Raw genomic sequence first — 16,720 nt, 5'->3', positions numbered from 1 at the left:
ATGAGACGGTGCCGAAGAGCAAGGGAGTGAGATGACAAGACTTGAAGCTGCAGCGCAGCGACTGCGTGTCGCTGGCCGGATCCTTGGACTGTGCGCCGGCCTGGCGCTGACCGCCTGCGGCGGTGGTGGAGGCGGCGGTGGCGCGGACAGCCCGCCGCCCGCGCCAGCCATCGTGGCGCCCAGCATCGGCACTCAGCCGCTGGATACCAAGGTCATCGATGGTGCCACCGCGACCTTCAACGTCACGGCCGCCGGCTCCAGCCTGACCTACCAGTGGCAGCGCGACGGCAAGGCCATTGCCGGCGCCACCGGCGCCAGCTACACGACGCCCGTGCTGCGCATGGCCGACAACGCGGCCAAGTTCCAGGTGGTGGTGACCGGCCCGAACGCGTCGGTGACCAGCAATGCCGTCACGTTGACGGTCACGCCCATCGCGCTCAGCCTGAGCACCCAGCCCAAGGCCCAGACGGGCAAGGACGGCGAGGTGGTGTCCTTCGACGTCGCCGCCACCGGCAGCGAGCCCATCCAGTACCAGTGGCAGCGCAATGGCGTCGCGCTCACCGGCGCCGACAAGGCCAGCTACACGACTCCGGCGCTGGCGCTGGCCGACGATGCCGCCGTCTTCAAGGTCGTCGTCACCAACCCGGCGGGCACGGTCACCAGCCAGGAGGCCAAGCTCACCGTGACCGCGGTCGCGCCGCGCATCGTCACGGCACCGGAGTCGGTCACGACCAGCGACGGCGCCACCGTCACGTTCAAGGTGACGGCCGCCGGCAGTGCGCCGCTGGCCTACCAATGGCTGCGCAACGGCAGCGCCATCAGCGGTGCCACCGGCACCAGCTACACCGTCGCGCTGGCCTACGCCGGCAGCGGCGACCGCTACAGCGTGCAGGTCAGCAACGGCACCGGCCAGATTGTCAGCGACGCTGCCGTCGCGACGGTGAACGCCAATGCACCGGCCTTCAGCCAACACCCGGCCGACGTGAGCATCTCCACTGGCGGCTCGGCCAGCTTCACCGCGACCGCCAGCGGCACGGCGCCGCTGCGCTACCAATGGCAGCAAAGCCAGGACGACGGCCTGAGCTGGACCAACATCACCGGCGCCACGTCGGCCACCTATGCCGTCAGCAACGCCACGCTGGCCGACGCCCACACGCGGCTGCGCGTGGCCGTCAGCAACACGGCGGCGACGCTGAACAGCAATGTGGCGCGGCTGAGCGTGCAGGCCAATGTGCGCATCCTGGCCGGCACCACAGGCGGCATGGGCTATGCCGATGGCAAGGGCTCGGCGGCGCGGCTGGGTTATGTCTGGGGCATGGGTGTAGACGCGGCGGGCAACATCTACGTGGCCGACAACAGCTACAGCGTGATCCGGCGCGTCAGCCCCGATGGCACGGTGCAGCTGTTCGCCGGCAAGGCCAAGACAGCGGCAAGCGTCGACGGCGCGCTGGCCGACGCGCGCTTCTCCTATCCGACCTATGTCGCGGCCGACCGTACCGGGAACCTCTACGTTGCTGAGAACTGTGTCGTGCGCCGCATCGCGGCTGACCGGGTGTCCAGCTTCGTTGGTGGCGGCAATTGCACGACCCGCGACGGCACGGCGGGCCAGAGCGGATTTGGTTCCATCATGGGCATGACGGTGGACGCGGACGGCAACGTCTACGTCTCCGAGTTCGCCAGCGGCGGCGGCCAGTTGCTGCGCAAGGCCACGCCGGCCGGCGTGGTGACCACACTGGCGGGCAGCGCCACCGAGCGCGGCAAGGCAGACGGCACGGGCAGCGCGGCGCGCTTCTCCAGCCTTGGCCGCATGACCGTGGACGCCGATGGCAATCTCTACGTGGTCGACGGCACTGCGATCCGGCGGGTGACGCCAAGCGGCGAGGTGAGCACTTATGCCGGCGCGCCGGACGTTTCGGGCGCGACCGAAGGCCACAGGACTGCGGCACGCTTCGGCTACATCACCGGCCTGGCCTTTGACGGCGGTGGCAACCTGTTCGTGGCCGACACATGGCGCATCGTGCGCATATCCCCGACGGGCAATGCCGTGGCGGCTGCCACGACCAGTCATGACAGCGTGGGCTCGGTCAAGAGCATCGACGGCCCCAACGATCGTGCATCGATAGGCTACGCCAGCACCATGGCCAGCTTGCCGGACGGCAATGTTGCCTACTTCGACAGCGCGTCGTATACGGTGCGCATCGTGACACCTGCCGCCGCCATCAGCACGCTGGCAGGCGGAGGGCCGCGCGGCGGGTTCGCCGATGGCGTTGGCACGGCCGCGCGCATCGGCGCCTACTACACGCAGGACAACGCGCTGATCGCCGGCCCCGCAGGCACCGCCTACCTGGCGGACGCCGTCAATCGGCGCGTGCGGCGCCTGGCACTGGACACCAACCGGGTGGACACGCTGGCCGGTAGTGGCGATTACGGCAGCACAGACGGCGCTGCGGGCGTGGCCACCTTTTATGGGCCCACTGGTTTGGCACAGGATGCGGCGGGAAATTTATACGTGGCCGACTCCGGCCATGCGATCCGCCGCATCAGCAGCACCGGCGTGGTCAGTTTGCTGGCCGGCAAGTACAACGAGTCGGGTAGCGCGGATGGCGCTGGCACATCGGCACGCTTCAACTGGCCGGGTGCGCTGGTAGTGGACAGCAAAGGCCATGTCATCGTGGCTGACAAGTCCAACTTCGTGTTGCGCCGCATCAGCCCGACCGGTGTTGTGACCACGCTGGCCGGCAAGGTGGGCGAGAACGGCTATGTCAACGGCACCGGCAGCGAGGCTAGGCTGGGCCTTGTGCGCTATCTGGCCATAGACGCTGCGGACAACGTCTACTTCACCGACTCCAGCCATGCGATCCGCAAGGTGTCGCCGACCGGCGAGGTAGGCCCGGTCGCTGGCGCGCCCTACTCGGAGGGCCACATCGATGACCTGGGCGCCTTCGCCCGCCTCTCCAGCCCGGCGGGCCTTGCCTTTGATTCCCGCGGCAATCTCTTTGTTGCCGACGCTGGCAATCACGCCATTCGGCGGATCACGCCCGGCGGGCATGTCAGCACGGTGGCCGGCGGCCGCGGTGTTGTGCTGCGCCCCGGCTTGGACGGCAGCATCAATCAGCCCGCAGGCCTGGCCGTCACCGCCTCAGGCCGGCTGATCTTCGTCAGCGAGGGCGCCATCGTCGGAGATTGAGACCGGCGCTGTCACGGCGCCCCCTCAGAATGCGGTGCGGTCAAATCCCGATTGCCCGCCGGCGCCCGCCGTTGAACAGTCGCCGTCCCGCTGTACCCTGCATGACCATGTTCCGACCCCGCTCTGCCCGCCCGCGCGGCTTCACCCTGCTTGAACTGCTGGTCGTCATGGTCATCATCGGCCTGCTGGCTGGCTATGTGGGCCCGAAGTTCTTCGGCCAGATCGGCAAGAGCGAGGTCAAGGCGGCCCGCGCGCAGATCGACGCGCTGACCAAGGCGCTGGACCAGTACCGCCTGGACGTGGGCCGCTACCCGGGCACCGAGCAGGGCCTGACCGTGCTGAACGCCAAGCCGGCCGACGAGCCCAAGTGGGCCGGCCCGTACCTCGCCAAGGCCGTGCCCAAGGATCCTTGGGGCAACGACTACCAGTACCGCAGCCCCGGCGAGCATGGCGAATACGACCTGCTGAGCCTGGGCAAGGACGGCCGCCCCGGCGGCGAGGGTGAGGACGCCGACCTCACCTCCTGGTGATGGCAGTTTTCCAGGCTCGCGTGCTGCGCGCTGGCGCCGTCAGCAGCGAGCGCGTGGAAGCACCTGACCGCGCCGCCGTCGCGGCCGTGCTGGGCGTCGCGCCGCAGCATGTGCTGGAGGTGCGCGAGGTCGCCGCAGCGGCGGCCGCAAGACCCTGGCGCCGCCGCGCGAAGTTCCCGCTGCAGCTGTTCAGTCAGGAACTGGCCGTGCTGCTGGACGCCGGCATCGCGCTGCTGGAAGCCTTGCAGACGCTGCGCGAGAAGGAGGCCCAGCCCGGCGTGCGCGCGGCGCTGGACGGCGTCGTCGCGCAGATCGAGCAGGGCCAGCCCCTGTCCGCCGCGCTGCGCCAGCAGCCGCAGGCCTTCGACCAGCTGATCTGCGCCATCGTCGCCGCCAACGAGAAGACCGGCCAGCTGTCCATCGCGCTGGCCCAGCATGCGCGCTACCTGGCCTGGGTGGATGCGCTGCGTTCACGGCTGGTCGCCGCGATGGTCTACCCGCTGATGCTGCTGGGCGTGGGCGGCGCGGTGATCCTGTTCCTGCTGCTGTACGTGCTGCCGCGTTTCTCCGGCATCCTGGAACAGACCAGCGCCGAGCTGCCCTGGGCCTCGCGCGTGCTGATCGAGTTCGGCCAGACGGCGGGCGCGCATCCGGGTCTGGTGCTGGGCGGCCTCGCGGCCATCTGCTTCGGCGTGTTCGCGCTGTTCCGCCAACCGGCCGTGCGCCAGCGGCTGCAGGCCGCGCTGTGGACGCTGCCGGGCCTGGGCCCGCGACTGCGCGTGCTGGCGCTGGCGCGGCTGTACCGCTCGCTGGCGATGCTGCTGGCCGCAGGTGTGCCGGCGCTGGCGGCGCTGAAGATCGTCGTCGACGTGGTGGCCGCGCCGTGGCGCTCTGCCGTGCAGGCCGCGGCCGCGCAGATCGAGCGCGGCGAGCGCCTGTCCAGCGCCTTCGACGCGCAAGACCTGGCCACGCCGGTCGCGCGCCGCATGCTGCGCGTGGGCGAACGCAGCGGCGAGGTGGCGGCCATGCTGGAGCGCGCCGCCGCCTTCCACGACGAGGAGGCCGCGCGGCTGACCGACCTGCTGTCGCGCCTCGTGAACCCGGCGCTGATGCTCATCATGGGCGTGCTGATCGGCGGAATCATCGTGTTGATGTACTTGCCGATCTTCCAGTTGGTGGAGCAGGTGCAATGAGCACGTCGTTGAACGACTGGCTGCCCGCCGAGCAAGGCCCCTGGCACCTGGACTTCGAGCAATGGCCGCAGGCGCAGGCGCAGCGTTGGCGCGCCGTGCTGGCCGTGGGCGCCAACGATAGCCGCGTGCTGCTGGCCGAGCGCGACGAGGACGCGATGCTGCTGCAGAGCGTGGAGTCGCGGCTCAATGCGCCGGTGGGCTGGCAGCGCGCCTCCAGCGAGGCGGTGACGCATTTCCTCGGCGCGGGCGAGGCGGACTTCCGCGCGTTGTCGGATGTGGAAGAAGCGCTGACCACCATCGAGGACCACACCGAGGAACTCTCGGCGTTGGCGCTCAGCGAACAGGCCAGCCCTGTCGTGCGGCTGCTGAACGCGACGATCTACGACGCGCTGCAGGACGCCGCCTCCGATATCCACATCGAATGCACGGCGCGCGGCGCGGTGATCCGCTTCCGCGTTGACGGCGTCATGGCGCTGGTGCGTCAGGTCGACGGTCCCCAGGTCGCCGAGCAACTGGTGTCGCGCCTCAAGGTCATGGCCGAGCTGGACATCGGCGAGCGCCGTCTGCCGCAGGACGGCCGCTTCAAGCTGCGCGTGCAGGGCCGCGAGATTGACTTCCGCTTGAGCGTCATGCCCAGCGTGTTCGGCGAGGACGCGGTCATCCGCATCCTGGACCGCGCGGCCATCGCGCGTGCCGGCGCGCTGACGCTGGACGCCTTGGGCTTCGACGACGACGAACGCGCTGCCATCCGCCACCAGGCGCGCCAGCCGCACGGCATGCTGCTGGTGACCGGCCCCACCGGCTCGGGCAAGACCACCACGCTGTACGCGACGCTGGCCGAGATCCACACCGGCGCCGACAAGATCATCACCATCGAAGACCCGGTCGAGTACCAGCTCAGCGGCGTCGTGCAGATCCCCGTCAACGAGAAGAAGGGCCTGACCTTCTCGCGCGGGCTGCGCTCCATCCTGCGCCACGATCCCGACCGCGTCATGGTGGGTGAGATCCGCGACGCCGAAACGGCGCAGATCGCCGTGCAGGCCGCGCTGACCGGCCACCTGGTGTTCAGCACCGTGCACGCGAACAACGCGTTCGATGTCATCGGCCGCTTCATGCACATGGGGCTGGACCTCTACAACGTCGTGTCGGCGCTGAACGCCGTGCTGGCGCAGCGGCTGGTGCGGCTGACGTGCAAGCACTGCGCGCAGCCGTTCTCGCCTGACCCGGTCACTTTGGCAAGGCATGCCGTCATCAACGGCAACTTCATGAAGGGCGAGGGCTGCGGCCACTGCCGCGGCACCGGCTACAAGGGTCGGCGCGCGGTGGCCGAACTGTTGAAGCTGGACGACGGCCTGCGCGACCTGATCGCGGCGCGCGCGCCCATGTCCGAGATCAAGGCCGCGGCCAAGGCGCGCGGCATGAAGTCGCTGCGCGACATGGCGCTGGCCGCCGTGTGCCGCGGCGAGACCACCTTCGAGGAGCTGGAACGTGTCACCCTCGATGAGTGAGCGCCTGAAGGCGCGACTGGCCCGGCCGAGGCGCCTGTTCGTCACGCCGGGTGGCGACGAGTTCGCGGCCTGGTGCAAGGACCATCCCGGCACGGCCGTCGAGCTGGTCGTCAGCGCCCGCGCCTTGCATGAACTGGTCGTGGAGCCGGGCCTGCCACTGGCCGACCTGGACGCCGTGCAGGCCTATGCGCAACAGCAGTTCGCGCATTACTTCGGCGCCGCCGCGCAGCGCTTCGCCATTGCGCCGTGGAAGCTGGGTGAGGCGGCGGGTGCGTCCGCATTGCACGGACTGGATCTCGCCTCGCTGCGGTCCGCGCGCGTGCATGTCGCCGCCGTGCGGCCGGCCTGGGCCGTGTGGCTGGCCTCGCTGCCCGCCGCGACGCGTGCGGGCACGGGCCGCGCGGTGTGGCACGAAGGCGAGATCGCCGTCGTCATCCAGCTGGACCGTGGCCGTGTGACGGCGCTGCAGTCGCGGCGCGTGAAGTCGCTGGCGGACCTGGGTGGCGATGCACCGCTGGCCGTTGGCACGCCGGACAGCGACCTCGCAGCACAGCCCGGCCCCGCGACGCCGCAGCCCGACTTCCTGCCGCGCAGCGCGCAATCCCCGTTGGCCTGGCCGCTGGCGGCAACCGGCGCGCTGGTGCTGGCGACGGCGGCCTGGAGCGCCGTCGAGAGCCATCGCGCGCTGGAGGTGGCCCAGGCCGCGCGCGAGCGCGTCGCGCAGTTGCGCCCCACACCCAAGCCGCAGCCGCGCCGCACCGCGCAGCCGGCCGAGAACCGGTCCGCCACCGAGGCCCGCGCGCTGCTGGCCATGCCGTGGGAGCCGCTGCTGACGCGCGTGGAGACCACCGGGGCCGACGCGAAATCCATCGCCTGGCTGGGCCTGGACGCCAGCGCCGGCCGCGGTGAGCTGCGGCTGGAGGGCCTTACTCCCGACAAGCTGCTGGCGCTGCAGTTGGCCGAGCAGCTGGGTGCCACGCCCGGCTGGGGTCAGGTCGTGCTGTCGCGCTTCGCGGCGGCCGAGACGGGCCTGACCGGTCAGCGCTTCGAGATCAGCGCGCGCGTGCCGACCGGGAGCGGCTCATGAACCGATTCATCAAGGCATTGGGTTGGCCCGGCCTCGCGGGGCTGGTGGCGCTGCTGCTGGCCGCCGTCGCCGTCGTGCTGGGCCAGCGCTGGGATGCGCAGGCCACGGCGCTGCAGGATCAGGCACGCGAACTTCGCGCCAAGGCGAGGCCGCTGGCCACCACGGCGGCGGTTCCTGTCAGCCTGCAGCAGTGGCAGGCCACGCTGCCCGCGGCGGCAGCGCGCCAGCAGCGCCTGGCCGACCTGCTGGAGCTGGCCATACGGCTGGAGCTGAACGTCGCGCGCACCGAACACCGCCTCGCCAGCAGCGAGGGCCTGGAGCGGCTGCGTGTGAGCATGCCGCTGACGGGCAGCTATGCGCAGGTCCGCCGTTTCATCGCCGCGGCGCTGGCCCACGATCCGGCGCTGAGCCTGGACGCGGTCAAGCTGCGCCGGCCCAGCCCACTCAGCGCCGATGTGGATGCCGAGCTGCAATGGTCGCTGCATGGGAGGGCGCCATGACACCGCGTCATCTCGTGCTGGGTGGTGCGCTGGCCGCGACGCTGGCCGCCACGGCCTGGGTGGCAACCCGGCCCGATGAGAACGCCGGCACGGTCGCGGTCGTCGAGCCCGTTCGCAAGCCGACGGCTGCAGCGTCTGCGCCCGCGCCACAGACCGCCGCGCGCCAGCCCTGGGCCGAGGCCTCGGCCGAGCAGCTGGCCGCGTGGCAGCCGCCACCGCCTCCGCCCGCGCCACCCCCGCCGCCGCTCTCCACCGTGGCCGCGCCCGCACCGCCATCGGCGCCGCCGCTGCCGTACCAGATGATCGGCCGGCTCGTCGAAGGCGAGGGCGCGCAGGCCGTCGAGCTGGCATTGCTGACCAGCCCCAGCCGCACACTCAGCGTGAAGCGCGGCGACGTCATCGACGGCCAGTGGCGCGTGGAGCAGGTCTCGACCAGCGGCGTCAGTCTGACCTGGCTGCCGTCGCAAATCCCCCAGAACATCGTTTTCAAGGCTGTGCCATGAAGCAGCTCCTGCTCCTGATCAGCGTCGCGCTGTTGACCGCGTGCGCCAACCCGGCGTTGCGCCAGGCCGAAGACCTCGGCCGCAGCAACCAGTGGCCCGCCGCGCTGCGCGTGCTGGACGACGCCATCGCCAAGGACCCCACGGACCCGACGCTGCGTGCCGCCCAGGTGCGTGCCCGCGAGCAGGCCACGGCACGGCTCATCCTGCAGATCGAGGCGCTGCGTGGCGCGGGCCGCTGGGATGAGGCGCAGGCCTTGCTGAGCCAGCTGGCGCTGGCCGATGCCAAGCACCCGCGCCTGGCCGCGCTGACCGTGGACATCGACCGTGGCCGCCGCCACGAGACCCAGCTGGCCGCCGGCCGTGCGGCGCTGAAGGCCGGCCGCATCGAGCGCGCCGATGCGGTGGCGCGCGAGATCCTGGCCGAGGCGCCGCAGCACCCCGGCGCGCGGCTGCTGGCCAGCCAGGTCGCGCAGGCGCGGCCGCTGGAGTCGGCCGTCGGCGAGCTGGGCCCGGGGTTCCAGAAGCCGGTGACGCTGGAGTTCCGCGATGCGCCTTTGCGCCAGGTGTTCGAGGCGCTGGCGCGCAGCAGCGGCATCAACTTCGTGTTCGACAAGGACGTGCGCGCCGATGCGCGTGTGACCGTCTTCCTGCGCGGCGTCACGCTGGACGAGGCGCTGCGCGTCGTGCTGGGCACGCAGCAATTGGACCGCAAACTGCTGAACGACAGCTCGGTGCTGATCTTCCCCAACACGGCAGCCAAGCAGCGCGAGCACCAGGAGCTGGTCACGCGCACGCTGTACCTGACCAACGCCGACGTGAAGCAGGTGCAGGCCATGGTGCGCACCATCGCCAAGGTGCGCGACATCCACATCGACGAGCGCCTGAACCTGCTGGTGGTGCGCGATACGCCCGAGGTGCTGCGTCTCGTGGAGAAGCTGATCGCGTCGGTGGACCTGCCTGAGCCCGAGGTGATGTTGGAGGTGGAGGTCATGGAGCTGGCCACTGACCAGGTCGACGCGTTGGGCCTGCAGTGGCCCGAGACCGTCAATTACGGCCTGCCGGGCGTCGTGGGCCAGGTCTTGCTCAGCGAGCGCAACCAGTTCCGCGCCAGCATCGCCAACCCCGCCATCGTCGCCAACATCAAGGGCACGGCCGGCAACTCCAACCTGCTGGCCAACCCCAAGATCCGTGTGCGCAACCGCGACAAGGCCAAGGTGCACATCGGCCAGAAGCTGCCCGTGTTCACGACGACGACCAACTTCACGGGCTCCACGTCGGTGGCCGCGTCGGTCAGCTACCTGGACATCGGTCTGAAGCTGGACGTGGAGCCCACCATCCAGCTGGACAACGACGTGGTCATCAAGGTGGGCCTGGAGGTCAGCAACCTGATCCGTCAGGTCACCGGCCCTGGCGGCACGACGGCCTATGAAATTGGCACGCGCAACACCGCCACCGTGCTGCGGCTGGCCGACGGCGAGACGCAGGTGCTGGCCGGCCTCATCAACGACGAGGACCGCAAGAGCGCCGCCGGCATTCCGGGGCTGTCGCGCATCCCGCTGCTGGGCCGCCTGTTTGGCACGCAGACCGACACGCGGCTGAAAACCGAGGTGGTGCTGCTGATCACGCCGCGCGTGGTGCGCAACCTGGCCGTGCCGGATGCGTCGCTGACGCGGCTGGCCAGCGGCGTCGACGCCAGCCCCGGTGCGTATTCCAGCCTGCTGCGCCGCGAGGCGCGCGTGGGCGTGGGGCCCAGCGGTGGCGCGGTGGCCGCGCCTGCTGCGGCTACGGCGGCTACGGCGGCTACGGCGGCCGCCGCCGCGGCGGAGGCCACATTGCGGCTGGACGTCACGCCGCAGATCCCCGCCGGCGGCACGGTGGCGGTCGCGTTGAAGAACGACAGTGGCGCGACGGTGCGTGCTGAACTGGAGTACGACGCCAGCCGCCTGACGGCCGCGCAGCCGGTGGCCAACGCGCCGGCGGGTCGCTATCCCGTGGAGCTGCCGCCACGCGGCGAGCGCGTGGTGGCGCTGCGCGCGCTGCCGTCCGCGGCCGGGCAGGCGCTGAACATCGGCGTGGGGTCGCTGCAAGCCGCAGGGGCCAATGGCGAAGCCGTGCCGGTGCGGGTCGATGGCTCCGGCCTCGTCACGGTGGAAGCTGCCAGGTAGCCGAGCATGCGCCAGCGGGGCTTCACGCTGATCGAGATGCTGGTCGTGCTGGCCATGCTGGGTGTGCTCGCGTCGGCGGCGCGGCCGCTGCTGGAGCTGTCGGTGCAGCGCAGCCGCGAGGCCGAGTTGCGTCAGTCGTTGCGCACGCTGCGTGGCGCACTGGACGCCTACAAACGCGCGGCCGAGGCCGGCCACATCCAGCAGAGCCCCGAGGACAGCGGCTACCCGAAGTCGCTGCGGCAACTGGTGGACGGCGTGCCCGACGCCAAGGCACCCGATGGTCGCCGCATCTACTTCCTGCGCCGACTACCGCGCGACCCCTTCGCGCCCGCTGACCAGGCTGCGGCCGACAGCTGGGCGCTGCGCGCCTACGAGAGTCCGCCCGACGAGCCACGAGCGGGCAAGGACGTGTTCGACGTGTTCTCGCGCAGCGAGCGCAAGGCCTTGGACGGCACGCTGTTGAAGGACTGGTGACGATGAAACGCGGTGCGGGCTTCACATTGATCGAGCTGATCGTCGTCATGGCCATCGTGGCGCTGCTGGCGTCCATCGTGGCTCCGCGCTATTTCAACTCGCTGCAGAAGAGCAAGGAGACGGCGCTTCTGCACTCGTTGACGACGATGCGGGATGCGATCGACCAGTTCGCCGCAGACAAGCGCCGCTATCCGGACTCGCTGCAGGAGCTGGCCGATGCGCGCTACATCCGCGAGCTGCCCGAGGACCCGCTGACCGGCGCGCGCGACAGCTGGGTGGAACTGCCGCCGCCGGCCGACATGCAGGTGAGCGGCAATGTGTGGGACGTGCGCAGCGGCGCGGCCGGGCGCAGCGCCGACGGGCGGCTGTATGCAGACTGGTGACGCTTCGGAACGCGGCTACAGCTACCTGGCCGTGCTGTTCCTCGTCGCGTTGACGGCCGCGGGCCTGGCTGCGCTGGGGTCGGCCTGGCACACGGCGGCGCAGCGCGAGAAGGAGCGCGAGCTGGCCTTTCGCGGCGGCGAGATCGCGCGCGCGATCGCCAGCTATGTCGGGGCTGGCGAGGGCGGCGTGCATCCGCGCAGGCTGGAAGATCTGCTCATCGACCTCCGGGGTCCCAAGCCGCGCCATCATCTGCGGCGTCTCTACCCCGACCCCTTTACGGGGCGAGCCGACTGGGCACTGATCGTGGCGCCCGGCGACCCCCAGGGCTTTCATGGCGTGCACAGCCGCTCCGAGCAGGCGCTGCTGCGCCAGGTACAGCCGGACGGGTCCAGCACCCACCTGGCCAGCGACTGGATGTTCCTGGGCCAGGCCCATGCGGTGCCGGCACCTGTGACCGGGCAGCAGGGCGGGGGCAGCGAGTCTCTGCCGATGCCCGTGCCGGCGTCGGGGCCTGTTGTGCCGCAGCCCGGCTGAGTGCCGCGGGCGGGGCGCTCCGGCTATTCTTGGCGCCTGTGAAGACATGCAGCCCCGCGATGCGCGCTCATCGCGGGCGCTCAAGGCCTTTCTGGAGAGCTTCCATGGCAAGTCGGCCTTCGTACGTGCTGGCGAAGCTGGCGCTTTGCCTCATGAGTCTGGATGTGACGATGGCTCAATCGCTGCCGGCGGACCAAGCCGAGAACGCCGTGGCTTCCCATGCCCGTGCCGGCTGGGTGCGACCGGGGGCTGACGGCGTCGTTGCACGGGGGGCCATCGAGGCCGCGGTGCGGGCCGATGCGGCGCGTGCCTGGCAACTGCACCGACCCGATGCGTTGAAAGTCGGCGTCGAGGAGCTGAACTGGGCCGATGCGTCGCTCGGTTGCCCACGCCCCGGCATGGCCTACACGCAGGCACTCGTGCCGGGCTACAGGCTGGTGGTGCGCGAGGGCCAGCGCGAGGCGGTCTATCACGCCAGTCGGCGCGGGCACTGGTTGTGGTGCCCTGGTGCGCCGGTCTCAGGGCTGCGGGGCGAAGCGGAGCTCTGAGGCCCTCGCCGACGCAACGACGCGCTCCAGCTCAAAGGGCCGCATGATGCGGCCCTTGGATGCGTCAGGTGCTGCAGTGGTCAGGACTTGCGGCGACGCGTCGTGGCACCCGCGCCCAGCAGGGCCAGGGCGGCCAGGCCGAAGGTCGCGGGCTCGGGGACATACGTCACCGTCAGGTCGCCGCTGAGCCAGGTGGCGTCAGTCGCGCCGACGAAGTCATCAAAGTACTCGAAGAACTCGAAGTTCAGCCGGCCGGTGCTGTCAAGGAAGAAGTCGGCACCCAGCGCGATCAGGTCGGCGGAGCCGCTGTAGCTGCCCGTACCCGCAAAGTCGTCGCCAATGCCGGCGAACAGGGAAACGCCGCCTGCAGCGCCGTTGTTCAGATCGACGCCGATCTCGGACAGCCAGCTGGAGCCTTCTGTCGCGAAGCTGACATTCCACGAGATGTTGGTGATCTGCACGCCCGCCAGGATGTCGATGTAGCGCGTCTCGTTGGTCGGATCACCCAAGGCGCCGTTGCTGGCAATGCCCCCCACGCTGAGCGTAACGGTTCCCGCATGGGCCGTGCCGGCCATCATGGCCGCGGCCACCAAGGAGGCGCCGATGGCGCTGCGTTTGAGTAGGTTCATAAGCGTTTGCTTCCCAGGTTTGTTGACTGCCGGCCGGCGAGTTCCGGGCGGCGACATGAAGTGACGCGAATCTGCCATCCCGTTCCGTCGGCGGCAAGCTGACAAGCCCTGCTCGGCGAATGCCCTCCCGCGATTCGGTGGTCGGACTAACCCGTGCTCGCAGGCCGGCGACGAGCCGCTTTGCGAGGCATGCCGGGCCGGATGCGCGGCATGCGTCACCGCTCATTCGCGGGGGGTGTTTGTGGCGCCTGCCTGCAGGCACCGCTTGCGCTCGGGAAAGCCCCGATCCGCGCGCCTTCGCAAGTGGAGAGCATGCACAGCTTCGAAACGTACGGAGAGTTCACATGCCTAGCTGGAATCTGAGTCGCAAGCCAATTGTTCTGGCCATTGCGGCGCTTTCTACCGCCACTCTAGCGATGGCCCAATCGGTCCCTGTTGCGGACGCCGAAGACACGCGCCTGTGGTTCGTCGAGTTGACCGGCAAGCCGGTGGCGGATGGTGCCAAGCTGACAGCGGTGCAGGCCGAGCAGAGCGCCTTCCGCGCCGCCGCAGCCAATGCTCGGATCGCCTACCAGGAGCGTCGGTCCTTCAGCTCGCTCTTCAACGGCCTTGCCGTCTCGGTGGACGCCGCGCAGCGCGCCAAGTTGGTTCGTGTGGCGGGAGTGAAGGCCCTCCATCCGATCGAGATCATCCAGGCGCCGACGCCTGAGCAGGTTGCAGGTTCCGCGGTGGAACTCCATCGCGCGCTGTCGTTGACCGGCGCCAACGTCGCGCAGAACTCGCTGGGGCTGACGGGGGCGGGCATCAAGGTCGGCATCATCGACACCGGCGTGGACATCGACCATCCGGCCTTTGGCGGCTCCGGCGTGAATGGCACGACGCCGTTCCCGAGCGCGCGGGTGGTGGCGGGATGGGACCTGGTCGGCGATGCGTTCAATGCCGACCCGAGCAGTGCCTCATACAACCCGGTCGCGACGCCTGACGCCAACCCCGATGACTGCGGTGGCCATGGATCGCATGTGGCCGGCATCGTCGGCGCCAACGGCGGCGGCCTCAAGGGTGTGGCGCCGGGCGTCACGTTCGGTGCTTACCGCGTGTTCGGCTGCAATGGCAGTACCACGTCCGACATCATGCTGGAGGCGCTGGAGCGTGCGCTGGCCGACGGCATGCAGGTGATCAACCAGAGCATCGGCGCCAGCCGCCAGTGGCCGCAGTACCCGACCGCACAGGCCGCGGCGCGGCTGGCGGCGAAGGGCGTCGTGATGGTGGCCTCGATCGGCAACAACGGCCCCGGCGGCAGTTCGCCGGATGCCCTGTATGCCGCCGGCGCACCTGGCGTGGGCGATGGCGTGATCGGCGTCGCGTCTTTCGACAACGGGCAGACCTCGTTCAACGTCAATGGCACGCCCTATGGCTACAACCCGTCAACGGCCTCGCCACTGCCGCCGACCAGCGGCAGCCTGCCCATGGCCAGGACCGGTGCGACCAACCAGCCGACGCTGCCCACGACAGCCCCGGACGGCTGCACGGCGCTGCCGGCCGGCAGCCTTGCAGGCATGGCGGTGCTGATCCGGCGCGGTTCCTGCGGCTTCTATGACAAGGCGCTGGTTGCCCAGAACGCCGGTGCTGCGGCGGTCGTGATCTACAACCACTCGGCCGGTGCGATCAATGCGACGGTGGCAGGCGCGGTGCCGATCACGATCCCGGTCGTGGGCATCACGGCGGCCCAGGGTACGGTGCTGCACAACGCCATTGGTGCGGGTCCGACCACGCTGAACTGGACTGCCGATGGCGTGGCCTACCCCTACGGCACCGGCGGCCTGATCTCGGGTTTCAGCTCCTTCGGCCTGGCCGCTGATCTGAGCTTCAAGCCCGATATCGGCGGGCCTGGCGGCGGCATCTTCTCGGCCTATCCGCTGGAGCAGGGAGGCGGTGCGACGCTGAGCGGTACCTCGATGTCCGCGCCGCATGTGGCCGGCGCGACGGCGCTGATCCTGCAGGCGCTGCCCAACGCTGCACTGGGCCGCGAGAGCGCGATCGTCGGCCGCTCGGCGCCGCCGATGGTCAACATGCTGACGCGCCTGCAGAACACCGCGAAGCCGAAGCCGTGGTCGGGCAATCCGGACCTGGGTTTGCTGGAGCACACCTTCCGCCAAGGCGCCGGCATGGTCGACGTCGTGGCGGCGGTGCAGGCCCAGCAGTTCGTGATGCCTAGCAAGATATCGACCGGCGAGAGCGCCGCAGGATCGACGGTGCAGAAGCTGACGCTGCGCAATGACGCGTCGGTGGCGGTGACGTACACGCTGGGCCATGTCGCCGGTGTGGCGGCCGGCGCGAACACGCAGACCGGTACCAGCTACAACCTGACCGGGGTCTTCAGCGCTCCGGCGTCGGTGGGGTTCAGCAGTGCCAGCGTCGTCGTTCCGGCCAAGGGCGTGGCCACGGTGACTGTGACCATTACGGCCAACCCGGCTCTGGCGGACCGCTCGCTCTATGGTGGCTACATCACCTTCACGCCGCAGACCGTGGGTTCGCCGATCCAGGTGGCCTACGCGGGCTTCAAGGGTGACTACCAGTCGACGCAGGTGATGACGCCGACGGCCAACGGCTTCCCGTGGCTGGCCAGACTCTCCGGCACGAGCTACCAGAAGCAGGCAGCCGGTGCCAGCTTCACGATGGTGGGCAATGATGTTCCCTTCGTGCTGCTGCATCTGGATCATCAGTCGCGCACCCTGAAGCGGGAAGTGCTGGATGCCACGACGCTGGCCAGCCGCGGCGTCATCAGCGAAGAGCACTACCTGGGTCGCAGCGCAACGCCGGGCGGCTGGTCTGCCGCGGGCTGGGATGGCAGCACGTCGATGGGCGTTCTGGCCAACGGCAGCTACATCATCAAGCTGTCGGTGCTGAAGGCGCTGGGCGATGCCGGCAACCCGGCGCATTGGGAAACCTGGAGCAGCCCGGCGCTGACAATCGCGCGTCCCTGACGCGTTCTCCGGTGCCCTGGTGGCACCATCAAGAACAGGCCCTGCGGGGCCTGTTTTCCTTGGGGGCCGGTTAGCGCGTGAGTTGAATCCCCGCGTCGCTGCCGGGCGGATTCATCTGGCAGCGCCGGGCCACGCAGGTGGTGCCGAGGTCGGTGACGACGGCGCAGTTGGAGACGCGGCCGTCGCGCGTGTTCTCGCTGGTGCGCAGCGAGCGATGCTGTTCCACCAGGCGTTGCAACTTGTCGGCCTGCGTGTAGCGCACCGACCATGGCAGATAGCGCTCCGGCCCGCCGCAGGCCTTGGCGCCGACGCCGATGGTTCGGCAGTCGGCGTTGCTGTCGCAAGGGGCCTCGCCGATGGCACGTTCTATGGCCTGCAGGGCTTGCACCGGGGTCTGTGCGCGCGTTGTTTCGTTGGCGCACGCCGGCAGGCCCAGGGACAGCACCAGGCAGATGGCGGCGAGGGCGCGGGGTTTGGGCGTCATGGCGATCCCT

The 16,720-nt window shown here is 70.0% G+C and carries 15 protein-coding genes; 13 read left to right on the top strand and 2 right to left on the bottom strand.

From position 1 onward, the window contains the following. Positions 1–31 precede the first annotated feature (31 nt). The 12 genes from J2X21_RS21740 (at position 32) to J2X21_RS21685 (ending at position 12,613) form a co-directional block, all read left to right on the top strand. Complete coding sequence (locus J2X21_RS21740) at positions 32–3,187, top strand: NHL domain-containing protein (protein WP_310332127.1); 3,156 nt, start codon at positions 32–34, stop codon at positions 3,185–3,187. Between the two features lie 101 nt (positions 3,188–3,288). After that, positions 3,289–3,717, top strand: coding sequence for a type II secretion system major pseudopilin GspG (gspG, locus tag J2X21_RS21735; protein ID WP_310332125.1), 429 nt, complete (start codon positions 3,289–3,291; stop codon positions 3,715–3,717). Next, the gene (locus J2X21_RS21730) at positions 3,717–4,910 is read left to right on the top strand and encodes a type II secretion system F family protein (RefSeq protein WP_310332123.1); all 1,194 of its coding nucleotides are present in this window, start codon (positions 3,717–3,719) and stop codon (positions 4,908–4,910) included. The genes gspG and J2X21_RS21730 overlap by 1 nt, the downstream gene beginning before the upstream one ends. Then, positions 4,907–6,418: a GspE/PulE family protein gene (locus J2X21_RS21725; protein WP_310332122.1), complete on the top strand. Its 1,512-nt coding sequence runs from the start codon at positions 4,907–4,909 to the stop codon at positions 6,416–6,418. Before J2X21_RS21730 ends, J2X21_RS21725 begins: the two co-directional genes overlap by 4 nt. Beyond that, positions 6,411–7,505 carry a hypothetical protein gene (locus tag J2X21_RS21720; protein WP_310332120.1) on the top strand — a complete coding sequence of 365 codons (1,095 nt, stop codon included), beginning with the start codon at positions 6,411–6,413 and terminating at the stop codon, positions 7,503–7,505. Before J2X21_RS21725 ends, J2X21_RS21720 begins: the two co-directional genes overlap by 8 nt. After that, on the top strand, positions 7,502–8,005 hold the full coding sequence (locus J2X21_RS21715) for a GspMb/PilO family protein (protein ID WP_310332118.1): 504 nt from the start codon (positions 7,502–7,504) through the stop codon (positions 8,003–8,005). The genes J2X21_RS21720 and J2X21_RS21715 overlap by 4 nt, the downstream gene beginning before the upstream one ends. Further along, entirely contained in the window at positions 8,002–8,508 is a 507-nt protein-coding gene (locus tag J2X21_RS21710) for a hypothetical protein (protein WP_310332116.1), read from the top strand. The genes J2X21_RS21715 and J2X21_RS21710 overlap by 4 nt, the downstream gene beginning before the upstream one ends. Continuing rightward, entirely contained in the window at positions 8,505–10,673 is a 2,169-nt protein-coding gene (locus J2X21_RS21705; RefSeq protein ID WP_310332114.1) for a secretin N-terminal domain-containing protein, read from the top strand. The genes J2X21_RS21710 and J2X21_RS21705 overlap by 4 nt, the downstream gene beginning before the upstream one ends. 6 nt (positions 10,674–10,679) lie before the next feature. After that, positions 10,680–11,147 (top strand): type II secretion system protein, encoded by a 468-nt coding sequence (locus J2X21_RS21700; RefSeq protein ID WP_310332112.1) that lies wholly within the window; start codon positions 10,680–10,682, stop codon positions 11,145–11,147. A 2-nt stretch (positions 11,148–11,149) separates the two neighbouring features. Then, positions 11,150–11,530 carry a type II secretion system protein gene (locus J2X21_RS21695; RefSeq protein ID WP_310332110.1) on the top strand — a complete coding sequence of 127 codons (381 nt, stop codon included), beginning with the start codon at positions 11,150–11,152 and terminating at the stop codon, positions 11,528–11,530. After that, positions 11,517–12,065 (top strand): type II secretion system protein, encoded by a 549-nt coding sequence (locus tag J2X21_RS21690; protein ID WP_310332109.1) that lies wholly within the window; start codon positions 11,517–11,519, stop codon positions 12,063–12,065. Before J2X21_RS21695 ends, J2X21_RS21690 begins: the two co-directional genes overlap by 14 nt. A 104-nt stretch (positions 12,066–12,169) precedes the next feature. Further along, positions 12,170–12,613, top strand: a complete 444-nt coding sequence (locus tag J2X21_RS21685; RefSeq protein WP_310332108.1) for a hypothetical protein — start codon at positions 12,170–12,172, stop codon at positions 12,611–12,613. Positions 12,614–12,693: 80 nt separating this feature from the next. Here the strand turns inward: J2X21_RS21685 and J2X21_RS21680 are convergent, their stop codons facing one another. Continuing rightward, positions 12,694–13,242, bottom strand: a complete 549-nt coding sequence (locus J2X21_RS21680) for a PEP-CTERM sorting domain-containing protein (protein WP_310332107.1) — start codon at positions 13,240–13,242, stop codon at positions 12,694–12,696. A gap of 239 nt (positions 13,243–13,481) precedes the next feature. Between J2X21_RS21680 and J2X21_RS21675 the strand changes: the two genes are divergently transcribed. Next, complete coding sequence (locus J2X21_RS21675; protein ID WP_310332105.1) at positions 13,482–16,226, top strand: S8 family serine peptidase; 2,745 nt, start codon at positions 13,482–13,484, stop codon at positions 16,224–16,226. Positions 16,227–16,296: 70 nt separating this feature from the next. Here the strand turns inward: J2X21_RS21675 and J2X21_RS21670 are convergent, their stop codons facing one another. After that, entirely contained in the window at positions 16,297–16,710 is a 414-nt protein-coding gene (locus tag J2X21_RS21670; protein WP_310332103.1) for a hypothetical protein, read from the bottom strand. Positions 16,711–16,720: the final 10 nt, after the last annotated feature.

It is taken from the genome of Roseateles asaccharophilus, assembly GCF_031458115.1.
GTDB classification, from domain to species: domain Bacteria; phylum Pseudomonadota; class Gammaproteobacteria; order Burkholderiales; family Burkholderiaceae_C; genus Pelomonas; species Pelomonas asaccharophilus_A.
The sequence above is the reverse complement of the archived record's forward strand: the minus strand, read 5'-3'. Positions and strand labels throughout refer to the sequence as shown.